The organism is Paenibacillus allorhizoplanae (assembly GCF_927798215.1).
Taxonomy (GTDB): domain Bacteria; phylum Bacillota; class Bacilli; order Paenibacillales; family NBRC-103111; genus Paenibacillus_E; species Paenibacillus_E allorhizoplanae.
On the sequence record NZ_CAKMMW010000002.1, the window covers coordinates 685,121 to 697,697 of the forward strand.

The 12,577-nt window shown below is 45.5% G+C and carries 14 protein-coding genes and 1 riboswitch; of the genes, 1 reads left to right on the forward strand and 13 read right to left on the reverse strand.

Annotated elements, in window-relative coordinates; all coding sequences use genetic code 11:
* Positions 1-21 precede the first annotated feature (21 nt).
* Positions 22-780: an SDR family oxidoreductase gene (locus L6I86_RS05790; RefSeq protein ID WP_236285490.1), complete on the reverse strand. Its 759-nt coding sequence runs from the start codon at positions 778-780 to the stop codon at positions 22-24.
* A 186-nt stretch (positions 781-966) separates the two neighbouring features.
* Between L6I86_RS05790 and L6I86_RS05795 the strand changes: the two genes are divergently transcribed.
* A complete protein-coding gene (locus L6I86_RS05795; protein ID WP_236285492.1) occupies positions 967-1,578 on the forward strand; it encodes a TetR/AcrR family transcriptional regulator in 612 nt (203 codons plus the stop codon).
* Between the two features lie 54 nt (positions 1,579-1,632).
* Here the strand turns inward: L6I86_RS05795 and ytfJ are convergent, their stop codons facing one another.
* The 12 genes from ytfJ to lysA all read right to left on the reverse strand — a co-directional run bounded on the left by ytfJ (position 1,633) and on the right by lysA (position 12,535).
* Positions 1,633-2,121: a GerW family sporulation protein gene (ytfJ, locus tag L6I86_RS05800; RefSeq protein ID WP_056614514.1), complete on the reverse strand. Its 489-nt coding sequence runs from the start codon at positions 2,119-2,121 to the stop codon at positions 1,633-1,635.
* A gap of 139 nt (positions 2,122-2,260) precedes the next feature.
* Entirely contained in the window at positions 2,261-2,965 is a 705-nt protein-coding gene (locus tag L6I86_RS05805; protein ID WP_236285494.1) for a DUF2953 domain-containing protein, read from the reverse strand.
* A gap of 124 nt (positions 2,966-3,089) precedes the next feature.
* A complete protein-coding gene (gene scpB / locus L6I86_RS05810; RefSeq protein ID WP_056614519.1) occupies positions 3,090-3,695 on the reverse strand; it encodes an SMC-Scp complex subunit ScpB in 606 nt (201 codons plus the stop codon).
* A complete protein-coding gene (locus L6I86_RS05815; RefSeq protein WP_236285496.1) occupies positions 3,679-4,470 on the reverse strand; it encodes a segregation and condensation protein A in 792 nt (263 codons plus the stop codon). The genes scpB and L6I86_RS05815 overlap by 17 nt, the downstream gene beginning before the upstream one ends.
* Positions 4,471-4,486: 16 nt before the next feature.
* Positions 4,487-5,128 carry a site-2 protease family protein gene (locus tag L6I86_RS05820; RefSeq protein WP_236285499.1) on the reverse strand — a complete coding sequence of 214 codons (642 nt, stop codon included), beginning with the start codon at positions 5,126-5,128 and terminating at the stop codon, positions 4,487-4,489.
* On the reverse strand, positions 5,128-5,598 hold the full coding sequence (gene ribH / locus L6I86_RS05825; RefSeq protein ID WP_056614532.1) for a 6,7-dimethyl-8-ribityllumazine synthase: 471 nt from the start codon (positions 5,596-5,598) through the stop codon (positions 5,128-5,130). Before ribH ends, L6I86_RS05820 begins: the two co-directional genes overlap by 1 nt.
* Before the next feature lie 65 nt (positions 5,599-5,663).
* Positions 5,664-6,893, reverse strand: a complete 1,230-nt coding sequence (locus L6I86_RS05830; protein WP_236285500.1) for a bifunctional 3,4-dihydroxy-2-butanone-4-phosphate synthase/GTP cyclohydrolase II — start codon at positions 6,891-6,893, stop codon at positions 5,664-5,666.
* Positions 6,894-6,909: 16 nt separating this feature from the next.
* Positions 6,910-7,587 carry a riboflavin synthase gene (ribE, locus tag L6I86_RS05835; protein WP_056614538.1) on the reverse strand — a complete coding sequence of 226 codons (678 nt, stop codon included), beginning with the start codon at positions 7,585-7,587 and terminating at the stop codon, positions 6,910-6,912.
* Positions 7,588-7,603: 16 nt separating this feature from the next.
* On the reverse strand, positions 7,604-8,713 hold the full coding sequence (ribD, locus tag L6I86_RS05840; protein ID WP_236285501.1) for a bifunctional diaminohydroxyphosphoribosylaminopyrimidine deaminase/5-amino-6-(5-phosphoribosylamino)uracil reductase RibD: 1,110 nt from the start codon (positions 8,711-8,713) through the stop codon (positions 7,604-7,606).
* A 232-nt stretch (positions 8,714-8,945) separates the two neighbouring features.
* A riboswitch (FMN riboswitch) is annotated at positions 8,946-9,126 on the reverse strand.
* A 166-nt stretch (positions 9,127-9,292) separates the two neighbouring features.
* Positions 9,293-10,471: a hypothetical protein gene (locus L6I86_RS05845; RefSeq protein ID WP_236285503.1), complete on the reverse strand. Its 1,179-nt coding sequence runs from the start codon at positions 10,469-10,471 to the stop codon at positions 9,293-9,295.
* 183 nt (positions 10,472-10,654) lie between these two features.
* Entirely contained in the window at positions 10,655-11,086 is a 432-nt protein-coding gene (locus L6I86_RS05850; RefSeq protein ID WP_056614545.1) for a peptidylprolyl isomerase, read from the reverse strand.
* A gap of 117 nt (positions 11,087-11,203) precedes the next feature.
* Positions 11,204-12,535 carry a diaminopimelate decarboxylase gene (gene lysA / locus L6I86_RS05855; RefSeq protein ID WP_236285505.1) on the reverse strand — a complete coding sequence of 444 codons (1,332 nt, stop codon included), beginning with the start codon at positions 12,533-12,535 and terminating at the stop codon, positions 11,204-11,206.
* Between the last annotated feature and the right edge of the window lie 42 nt (positions 12,536-12,577).

Consider the following 12,577-nt stretch of genomic DNA (forward strand, 5'->3'; position numbering starts at 1 on the left):
CTTATTCAATTTAGTTCGCGATTAGTACGCTGTCCAACCTGCATCCGCTGTAACCACAGTCCCATTAACAAAGCTCGCATCGTCAGAAGCCAAGAATAAAGCAACCTTTGCAATTTCCTCTGGCTCACCTGCTCGTGGATTTAAACCCATGCCAACCATTGCTCTTTCCATACCAAAAGGATTTGGGGCTGTAATCGTTGTTCCGATGTTTGTGCTCACACCACCAGGCGCGATGGCATTACAACGGATACCGAGATTCGCGTATTGAAAACCTACGTTTTTCGTGAATCCAACTACTGCATGTTTAGATGCCGTATACGCTGCACCCGCTCTGGATCCATTTAGTCCGCCTGCAGACGCTATGTTTACGATAACACCACTTTTTCTCTCTGTAAAAATAGGAAGAACTTTCCGAGTTGTTCGCATGACACCTGTTGTGTTAATAGCGAAAACTCGCTCCCATAGCTCGTCCGTAAGATCTCCAGCAGGGACAAAGTTATCCATAATACCAGCATTATTTATGAGAATATCAACGGTACCGTATTCTTTCACAGCCGTATCAATCATTTGTGCAACATCTTCTTCTTTTGCAACATTCGCTGCAACAGCAATTGCTGTACCACCTTTTGCTTCAATGCTAGTAACAACCGTTTGCGCCGCCTCAACCCGAAGATCCGAAACGATAACCGTAGCTCCTTCAGCTGCGAACAACTCTGCGATTGCTTTCCCCATACCTGACGCTGCTCCTGTAACGATAGCCACTTTTCCAGAAAGCTTCATGTGTAATTCCTCCAAATGTCATGTATTTTTGTGCGAATATCTCACTGAATTGTGCCTATAGAAACTCTTTCACTTGGAGTATAATAGAGTATCAGAAGTGTTACAATCAGTAAAAAATGATTGTTTGTAAGCTAACGTACAAAATGATTGATTTTGTTCACTAACGTCAAAAAGGAATGAACATGAATGTCAGAAATCACTAAAAAAACAGATCGCAGAATCGTTCGAAGCAAAATCGCTCTTCGAGAAGCCCTGCTGGCGCTGATGTCACAAAAGCCCTTTACTTCCATTTCAATAACCGAAATTGTAGAATTTGCTAACTATAATCGTGGGACATTCTATGCCAATTATGAAAGTAAGGAAGATTTGCTTGACGATATCATTGCCAATTTAACTGAGCAATTACTTCAATCCTTTCGAGCACCCTATGAACATGTAGAAGTATTTCGTATTCAAGAACTGCCTGCTAAATCCGTTATGATATTTGATCACTTTTTTCAGAACTCTTCTATTTATACCACGCTAATGAAAAGTGAAGTACTGCCCAAGTTGAAGGAAACCATGTTTAGTGCCTTAAAAAAAATCACACAAGAAGAATTAATCTACCCCGATCAAGATAAAGAGATCGATCATGAGTTGCTGAGTATTTATTCGATTCATGCCTTGCTTGGCCTTATTTTTCATTGGATTGAAAGTGAATTTAAATATTCACCTTCGTATATGCAAGATCAACTGATCAGACTGATTAACTGGCGTCCGGCCTCTGCTAAAACGGTCGTAAGAAGCTCTCACGATTGATGAATCCCCACAGAAAAAAGCTGTCCTCAAAGGACAGCTCATAATGACAAGAGGCTACACAATAAAATTCTGATTCTCAATATTGGTGACACTACTAGCCGCACTAGTCGTTGCTGGCGGCTTTGCTGACATTCCCTTGATCATACTTTGAATCTTGTCCACGACCTGCGGCGCAGAATCGATTAGGCGCTCCAGAATATGCGTTTGATTATCTAACGGCACAACCTTCACGCCATTCTTACCTACAACAAGGAAAGCAATTGGCGTAATGGATACCCCACCACCGCTACCACCACCGAAGGGGAGAGCAACTTTGGCATTGAGTGCGTCGCCACGGTTTATTCCGCCTTCGATTTCGATTTCGGAGTCGGTCACAAACTCACTACCACCGGCAGCGAAACCAAATCCAACTTTGGAGATCGGCATAATGACACTACCGTCTGGCGTTTCGACCGGGTCACCGACAATTGTGTTTACGTCGACCATCTCTTTTATATTTTCCATGGCGACTTTCATGAGGCCTTGAATCGGGTGTTCAGACATTTTCATATTCCTCCTTAGCGTTTTTTCACCATCATCATACGTTTCTTTACTGGCATCGAAAGCTCATGCATCGAGAACTCTAAAGAACTATTATGGTTCAGTTCTAGAATGCCCCTACTGGCATGGGGTTATGTAAAAATCACGAAGCAGGTTTGAATCTAGCTCTCGCCTTCAACGCGAACTGGATCCAGGTTCGAATACCTCCTTTGATTTTAGCTGCTCGATACAACAGCCGTATACCAGCTGTGACAGCGAACCATACCCGGATGCGACCGGCAAAACGAAACTCCGTTGCAAATTGCTTTTCATTATATTGTGGAATCACATCAATGCGCGGCTTCGCAATTAGCTTCACATAGCGGATTGTAAAGCCAAGCAATGATGACTTGATTCCCCATACGGCCCCCGTCGTTATCGCCGTTTCGGGAGCATCGCCAAGTCCTACACGAGTAATCCACTTAAGCTCTGTGCACTCCACTTTAGCTAAGGTCATCTTCATCCAACCATACAAATTCAGCGTATGCACAAGAACGTCTTTCGCTTCCTCGTAAAAGGCAATGACTTTATCTTTGGTAATATGTTCTTTCGTTTCATCTTTCAGCTTAGCGCTTTGTTTGGTCACTTTCTCTGACTTAATTAATATCCCTTGGGTGAATCCTTTGAATTGAATGATTGGAATGACATAACGGTATCGTACCAGCCCGAACAACCCTCGCATCTCCACGGAAAGCGTATCATTATCTTTTACCCGGGAGAAATAAAACTCACCGCGCATATAGCTGCATAGCACAACGATAATGGCAATGATGACAACCAAGACGGCCAACCCTACCCACAGCAACACTTACGCCTCCTTAGCCAAAATGAACGAAAACTCCACGCGCAAGATGAATTCTCGCAGGTGGAGTTAGTATGACCTCTAAAAGGAAATGAAATGCATGTATGGATAAGCTTTAACCTAACATGGTCTACTCAGAGTGCTCGTCACTCACGTCGTCTAGTGTCAATTGTTTCTGATCCCCGCTTAAGCGATCGAATAGCATCCGAGTTTCTTCTTCCAAATCAAAACTACCTTGAAAGTTAGCAGAGTCTGGTAATTCTTGGATCGAATTTAAACCGAAATACTCCAAGAATTGTTTGGACGTACCATATAAGATCGGTCTACCCACCGCATCTGCACGCCCTACCTCCGTAATTAAGTCCTTACCCGTTAATGTAGCGAGTGCTCGATCACACTTCACGCCGCGGATCTCTTCGATCTCAACGCGTGTGATTGGTTGTTTATAAGCAACGATGGATAACGTTTCAAGAGCAGCTTGTGAGAGCGAGGAACGTGATGGCGTATAAGCAAGTCTTTCAAAATACGGAGCATGCTCCGCTAATGTAGTCAGTTGGTATGCGCCAGCAACTTCTACAATTTGGACGCCACGCCCTTTACGCTTGAAATCTGTCCGCATATCTTTCAGCAGATCTTTAATCACATATGCATCAAGTTCCATCACCTCAGCAAGTTGCTTGAGATCTAGTCCTTCGTCGCCAGAGGCGAAGAGAAGTCCTTCAATAATCGATTTCATCTGTTGGAAGTTGAGTGTCAAGGTCGGTTCCCTCCTCTTTGGCTTGAATGACGATATCTTCAAAAATCTGATTTTGGTAGCATGTGATTTTCTTCATTTTCATCAACTCAAGGATAGCTAGAAAGGTAACAACAATTTCTTCCCGCGTCATCTCATAATCGAATAGCTTGGAAAATAACAGCTTACCACCTTTTATTTTAAGCAAATCAACAACTTCACGAATCCGATCCTTTACCGAGATTTCATCCCGTCTGATCCGTGCAACTACGTTCCGGTTTGCTAATTTGCGCAAAGTACGCTGAAAAGCAATCAATAAATCAGCAACATCCAACCCTTCCACAGGGTTCTCTTGAAGATCCGGCAGATACGGTGTTAAATCCTCGGGTTCACGTGTGTAAACGAGGCTGCGCTCCACCTCTTTGTCACGAAGCATATCAGCAATCGATTTATATTTCCGATATTCAATCAGCTTGGCAACGAGCTCAGCGCGTGGGTCTAACGAATCATCCATATCATCAAAATATTCGTCAAATTCAATAACAGGCGGCTTAGGTAAGAGCATTTTGCTTTTGATGGAGAGCAGAGTGGCAGCCATAACTAGAAACTCACTCGTAATATCTAACTCCAGCTCCTGCATTGCTTGTACATACCCAAGGTATTGATCTGTAATTTCTTTGATCGGAATATTGTAAATGTCGAGTTCATTTTTATCAATTAGATGAAGCAATAGATCAAGGGGGCCTTCAAATGCTTCCAACTTATAGGTAACCTTCATGTCGTTCTTCCCCTTGTCATAGTGAATAAAGATGCATGATAACCTTTACGGCGTAAGGATAAATTCCGCTGAGTGCCCATTGTCCAATCGGGGTCACCATTAAAACGATTACAAGAATAAGCGCTTTGGTCTGTTGTCTGTCTAGCCAACGCTGTTTCGGAGTCGAGACAAACCCTCGCCATACATACCATCCATCAAGCGGATAGAGCGGCAACAAATGAATGAGTCCAATCATTAAGTTAACGATAACACAATATTGTAAATACACACGCCACTGTTCCACGACGAGCGATTCCGATGCTGCACCAAGAAGGGCAGGTAAGTAAAAGTATAGCCACCAAAAAAATAGCACAAGAACAAGATTCGTGAGAGGTCCCGCAAGATAAACAAAGGTAAGAGATAGTTTTTTATTCTTGGGATAACGGTCTGAATCGACAGGCATTTTCTTGGACCAGCCATATGGCCCGAAGATGATCATCGCCAACCCCAAGACGTCAAGATGCGCCAAGGGGTTAAGCGAAAATCGTTTGCTATCACGAGCTGTTCGATCTCCTAGCAGCCAAGCGACCCCAGCATGCGCTGTATCATGTAAGGTCATAGCAATTAGGAAAGCAAACAGCCGCGGCAGCAGTGTTTCTAAATGGTAATAAGCCAGCATTAGGAAGAGAATTGCTTCGTCAAATTCGCCATTTCAATCGCAGTTACGGCAGCTTCCCAGCCTTTATTGCCTGCTTTCGTACCTGCACGCTCAACTGCTTGCTCAATGGAATCAGTTGTTAATACACCGAAGATTGTAGGAATACCTGTTTTCAAGTTAATAGCCGAAACACCTTTGGCCACTTCGCTGCACACATAATCAAAATGCGGCGTTGATCCACGAATAACGGCACCTAGGGTAATAACAGCATCATACTTGCCGCTTTCGGCCATTTTTTGCGCGATAAGAGGAAGTTCAAATGCACCTGGAACCCACGCGATATCAACTTCACTTTCATCCACACCGTGACGTTTTAACGCGTCTTGTGCGCCACCAAGTAGTTTGGAAGTAATAAACTCATTGAAACGTCCTACGACAATCCCGTATTTTAAATTTTGCGAAATTAAATGTCCTTCATAAATCGTAGCCATGGTAAGAATCTCCTTTTCTTTTGAACCGTATTAGTTTGGTATGTGATCTTCACTCATTCATAAAATTAAATGCCTTTGCCTACGTCGATAAAAGTAAGCATGTGGCCTAGCTTCTGTTGCTTGGTTTGCAAATAATTAAGGTTATCTTTCTTGCTCTCCATCTGAATCGGAACGCGCTCATCTACTTCGAGACCATAGCCTTCTAAGCCTTTGATTTTACGCGGATTATTCGTCAACAAACGAAGTTTCGAGATCCCAAGATCTTTGAGAATTTGAGCACCAATGCCATAATCACGAAGATCTGGAGCAAATCCAAGCTTAATATTCGCTTCTACGGTGTCTAATCCCTGCTCTTGGAGGACATAGGCCTTCAATTTATTGATTAAGCCGATACCGCGACCTTCCTGTCGCATATATAATAATACACCATTGCCCTCTTCATCAATCTGTTTTAATGCGGCGTCCAGCTGTGGACCACAATCACAACGATGAGAGTGGAACACATCACCTGTCAAACACTCCGAGTGCACTCGCACCAAAGTTGGTTTGGAAGGATCAATGGTCCCTTTAACTAAAGCTACATGTTCCTTATCATCCAATTGATTCGTATATGCAATCGCCTTGAATGTACCGAAATCCGTTGGCAGATCCACTTCAACCTCACGCTTCACCAACTTTTCTTGTTGATTGCGATAATGGATAAGGTCTTGGATCGTAATGATACTAAGCTCATGCTTCGCGGCAATTTCCATCAGATCTGGCACCCTTGCCATGGTACCATCTTCTTTGATAACTTCACAAATAACGCCTGCCGGATACGAATCAGCAAGAATAGCTAAATCGATTGCTGCTTCCGTATGACCTGCTCTGCGGAGTACACCGCCTTTTTTGGCAATCAAAGGGAAAATGTGACCTGGTCTACGGAAATCCTGCGGTTTTGTTGTCGGATCGATTAATCCTTGAATCGTTCTAGAACGCTCATGAGCTGAAATCCCTGTGCTTGTATCTGTATGATCAACAGAAACCGTGAAGGCTGTACCGTGATAATCGGTATTGCGTGCTACCATCGGAGGCAGATCTAGTTCTTTGGCTCTGTCTTCGGTAATCGGTGTGCAGACGAGCCCACGCCCTTCTTTAATCATGAAGTTGATCACTTCAGGGGTTGTTTTATCAGCAAGGGCGATAAAATCGCCTTCGTTTTCCCGATCTTCATCATCAACAACAATAATTACTTTACCTAACTTCAGATCCGTAAGTGCCTCTTCAATCGTATTGAACCGAATGGGTTGTGTCATATACACCTCTCCTAACTTACATAAAGCCATTATCTGCTAAAAAGCTTGCGGTCAGCTTACTTTTCTTAGGCTCTCCATTTCCGTGAGCAGAAGTTTCAGAAGGACCGAATTTGAGCAGTCGTTCCATATATTTGCCAAGAACATCACATTCAATGTTGACTGTATCTCCGGCTTTTTTATCGTAGAGAACCGTTTGCGCAAGTGTATGCGGGATAATCGAAACGGAAACATCGCTTTCTGTGACATCTACAACCGTCAAACTAATCCCGTCTATCGTGATGGAACCCCCTGGAATGATGTAGCGGAATATATGCGGATTCTCCGGTGCGAACCGGTAAACAACAGCATTCTCGTCCGGTATACGGGAAAGAATCGTAGCTGTAGCATCCACATGCCCTTGGACAATATGTCCGCCAAAACGGCCATTCGCTGCCATCGCCCGCTCCAAATTCACACGCGTACCCGATTGCAACTTCCGTAGATTCGTCTTCCGATACGTTTCAGGCATCACATCAACGGAGAAAGAATCACTATCATACGAAATAACCGTGAGGCACACGCCATTAACCGCAATGCTGTCTCCTAAATGGACATCTTCCAGTATTTTTTTGGCGCCAATAGTCAGCACCATGGCTTGCCCTCCACTATGAATGCGGCGCATGTGGCCGATTTCTTCAACAATGCCGGTAAACATGCCACTCCTCCATTCTCTAGCTCTTATACAACGGATAACCGGTTATACAAACATCCGGTCCGAATTGCTCGACACGCAGTCGGTCGAGCGTTATGGCGTCATCCATCTTCGCGTAACCGTCGAAGTGGATGTTCACAGGTGCTGCCTGACCCCCGCCGATAATTTTCGGCGCGAACATCAGCACCAGCTTATCAATCAGGCGCCGCTCCAGCATGGCGCCGTTCAAGCGGCCTCCACCCTCGAGGAGGATGGAGCCGATCTCGCGCTCGCCGAGCTGCTGCATGGCGAGCGTCAGGTCCACCTGCGGGCCGTCCCCGCAGGTGAGGACCGTGACGCCGCGCGCTTCCAGCGCGGCACGCCGCTCTGCGGGCGCCTGTGCGCTCGCGAGCAGGATCGTCGGCTGACGATCCTGCTCGGTGAGCACGCGGGCGCCGAGCGGGACTCGCAGCTGCGAGTCCGCGATGATGCGTACCGGCTGCACAGCCGGTACGTCGCCTCGCGTGCTCAGCTGCGGGTCGTCGGCGATGACCGTCTGCACGCCGACGAGGATACCCTGATGCCGATGGCGTAGGGTATGAACAAAAGCTCGCGACTCCGCGGATGTAATCCACTTGCTGTCGCCCGTTTTGGAAGCGATGCGGCCGTCTAGGGTGCTCGCGGTCTTCATCGTCACAAAAGGCATACGCGAGACGATGAATTTATTGAAAACCTCGTTCAGCTTCGCGGATTCTTCACCTAGTAAGCCTACGCTCACATCCAAACCGTGCGCGCGCAGCTTGGCGATTCCCGTCCCAGCAACTACCGGATTCGGATCCGTGGTAGCCACGACAACACGAGTTACACCAGCTTCGATGAGGCGGTCACTGCATGGCGGTGTTTTGCCATAATGACTGCAGGGCTCCAAGGTCACATAAGCTGTACTCCCCTTAGCTTCTTCGCCCGCCATACGCAACGCCAAGACCTCTGCATGCCCTTCACCACGCTTCAAATGTGCACCCATGCCAACAATGCGGCCTTCTTTGACAAGAACACAGCCGACTACAGGATTAATCCCCGTTTGTCCGAGTGCACTCTCCGCCATTTGAAGCGCAAGTCTCATATAGGTTTCGTCATTCAACAGCCCCATGGATGTTCACCGCCTTCTTAATCCAATCATTGATTCTAATGCAAAAAAGCCCCTTCCGCTTACGGATGGGGGCCAGAGATTGTTTAGATAACACGAATAAACTTCAGCTATTACGCTTGTCACATTTTTGATCAAATCAAACAATACCGACGAGGTAGTCACTTTGGACAGACCTGCCGAATTTAGGTTAATGTGAAAAAATGAACAAGCATGCTAGCGAATTGGCATTCGCATTTTCCTTCTCCCATCCAGACTATACTGTCGGTCCCGGAATTCCACCAGGTCAACCGTAGCGAAGCTGTTGTCAGGTACCGCTAGCTTCACAACGGGTCACGGACTGATCGCAACCATGTACACGTACATGCATACGAATCACCGCCGGTGTGGAATTTCACCACGCCCCGAAGGTTTTGCATACTGTAAAAGAAATTAATAACTAAACCTTAGCTACTAATTTCTTTATTACACAAAAATTTATCACTCACGCATGAAAATTGCAAGGTCTTTTTTCATTTTTTCTGATAAAACTTGTCGGAATTAATGGATTTGGAACTCATCCTTGTTGAATTTACTATGATTTCATTGTTCTAATAATGCAATATCTGAACAAATCGTTCCTTCTTCCCAATGAGGATTCGCATAGCCTGCGGGTGCATTCAGATATGTCAACCAAGCCTTGTCGAAGCCAGCTTTCTTCTTGGCCGATACACAAGCGTTTCGTTGGTCAACGCCTCTGTTCACCTCCGTTAAAAGTTCTTTCCGCAGCAGTGAATAACGTTTGATCGTACGGTCGAACTCAGCTTCCTTATCGGAATTTATCCCACCCTGTACCCACTCACCTTCAAAAATAAAAGCATAATCTTGATAAGACGCAGCTTTCATCTTGATGGCTTCTGAATAATCACGTAACGCCTGCTCCCTGTATCCATGCGATTCAGCCCACATGCCATTTATCAGACGATGATACGGTGTAGGTGATTGCACATAGCTGCGCTCAGTCCGTTTAAGCGTATTTTCAACAACTGCATACGTCTCGGTGAATTCCTGCTGCCACGGTCCCGCTCCAACTGAACCGATTAGCCCACCTGACAGCTGAAGCTTCTTATCTCGAATTTCCGCTTTGGATTCACTGGCTATCACAGCTGTTCCCACGTATGTTTCAAGTTTTCTACCTACCCATGAAGACACGGTATATTCGGAAAAAGTGGTGTGTGCGCCGCTATTAATAGATACCCAAACAACCTCTGGCTTGTTATCACCTGTAAGATCATCAATGGTCATGACCTTTGTTCGACCGTTATTCGCAGATGAAAAATTTAAATACTGAAGGATGTACTGGCTATCTTCAAAATCAATGATGACCCCATAAGACTTTCGTTCCTGTACCACGCCTGTTTGCTCATCCCGAATATCCTCAACTAGCACAGTTACCCATTCATTCGAAACGCCATCTTGATCTAGATCCGTCTGGATGACGCTTAACAACTCATTCTTTGAATCGTATGGCCATACGCGTGTTTGAAGCCATTTCGTCATATCAGGCATAGGTTCACTGAAGTGGCTAAGCTCTATTCTAAGCTGCTCAATCAAAGGTCGCCTCACCGTTTCTGAGGGCGTTTTAGCTACATCTACATCTGAGATCAAGGAGACATGTTGCGAGCTTTGAACGGTTAGTGTGGGCCGCTCTTTTCCTGTCAAAGTGAATAAACAGAGTATACCTATACCTGCTCCTACATACATAAGCCATTTCTTTTTCAAACAGACATCACCTTTCATACGTATTCCCTTTTTAAGTTTGACGTATCCGGGTTCAGATAGGTTCTGCTTGAGGTGTTGGTTACGGAGTAACTAAGATACGGGATTCGGGGGAGAGCCCCTCACATATCCCCAATTACAAAAAAACTGCCCAGACCTAAGTCTGAGCAGTTCATATGACAGAAATTATACTTCTACAACTTCTACTTTTTCCATTTTGTCTTTGCCTTTGAATGCATCAACAAGCTCCATACCTTTGGATACTTTACCGAACACCGTGTGTCCGCCATCCAAATGTGGTTGCGGTTGGTAAGCGATGTAGAATTGGCTTCCGCCTGTGTTACGACCCGCATGTGCCATCGCTAGGGAGCCGCGCTCATGTTTGTTCGGGTTGATTTCACAGTTGATTTGGTAGCCAGGGCCACCAGTTCCTGTTCCAGTTGGGCAACCACCTTGTGCTACGAATCCTGGGATAACGCGGTGAAAAACAAGTCCGTTGTAGAAACCAGAGTTTGCTAGTTTTTCAAAGTTAGCGACAGTGTTGGGTGCATCTTTCTCAAAAAGATCGATAACAACCTCTCCGCCACCTGCTAGTTGAATTTTTGCTTGTTTTGCCATTATGTGGTTCACTCCTTTAGGAAATAATATCTTATTCTACTATGAATGACTGCATTACACAAACAGCACGAGGAACCCTGCGTAACTCTAGGGCCTCCCGCTGTTTTCATAATGCCTTTATACCGTTTTGCTCACTTGTTTCATTCTCGCTGGAATCACGTCATTCCCTACGATTTGATCAAAAGATTCACGTTTCACGACAAGGTCGCTTTGACCGTCTTTGACAAATACAACACCCGGTCTACGAATTCGGTTATAGTTGCTGGCCATTGAGTAATTGTAAGCTCCTGTACTCGACACTGCCAAAATATCACCTGCCGCAATCTTCGGCAGATTCACATCCCAGATCAGCATATCGCCACTTTCGCAGCATTTGCCGGCAATGGAAACAACTTCGGCTGGCTGCTCTGCAGCGCGGTTCGCGAGACCCGCTTCGTATACAGCATCATATAGGGCAGGACGCGGATTGTCAGTCATACCGCCATCCACGGCCACATATTTACGAACACCGGGAATATCCTTCGTTGTGCCAACCGTGTAAAGCGTTGTCCCTGCATCGCCTACGATGCTCCGACCCGGTTCAACCCAAATTTCCGGAAGCGGATAGCCGTTGCTGCCGAAATTCGTTAGGATCGCATCAGTAATCGCCTTAACATAAACAGCTACAGGTAGAGGTGTATCTTCACTCACATAACGAATTCCGAAGCCACCGCCAAGGTTGATTACTTTGAACGTGACATCTAATTCTGTCCGCACATGAATTGCAAATTCGGCCATTTTCTCAGCCGCGATACGGAACCCTTCGACTTCAAATATCTGCGAACCAATATGCGAATGAATGCCCAAAAGATCTAAATTGGATAACTGCGATGCCTCTCCAATCGCGCGGAATGCAGATCCATTCCCCAAATCGAAGCCGAATTTGGAATCTGTCTGGCCTGTTGAAATATATTCATGCGTGTGCGCCTCTACACCTGGCGTAATCCGCAATAAAATTTTCACTTTTTGGCGTTTCTCAGCTGCAATCGCATTTAACATTTGCAACTCGATAAAGTTATCCACGACGAAGCATCCAATTTTGGCATCAATGGCCATTTCCATCTCAGAAATGGTTTTGTTATTCCCATGGAAATGAATACGGTCAGCTGGGAAGCCTGCTTGAAGCGCTGTATATAGCTCGCCATCGGATACAACATCCAAAGACATACCTTCTTCTTCGACAATTCGGCACATCGCCATTACACAAAACGCTTTACTTGCATAGGCTACTTGAAATTTCAGCCCAGAAGCTTCGAAAGCTTCAACGAATTCACGACAGCGCTGACGTACGAGTGTCTCGTCAAAAACATAGAGAGGCGTACCGTATTCGGCAACTAACTTTGTCGTATCAACACCGCCAATTTCGAGGTGGCCTTGGTCATTTATTCTACTGGTACCATGTAAATACATAGCAATATTTTCCCCTCTCTACTTGAACCTTCCCTATGCCAA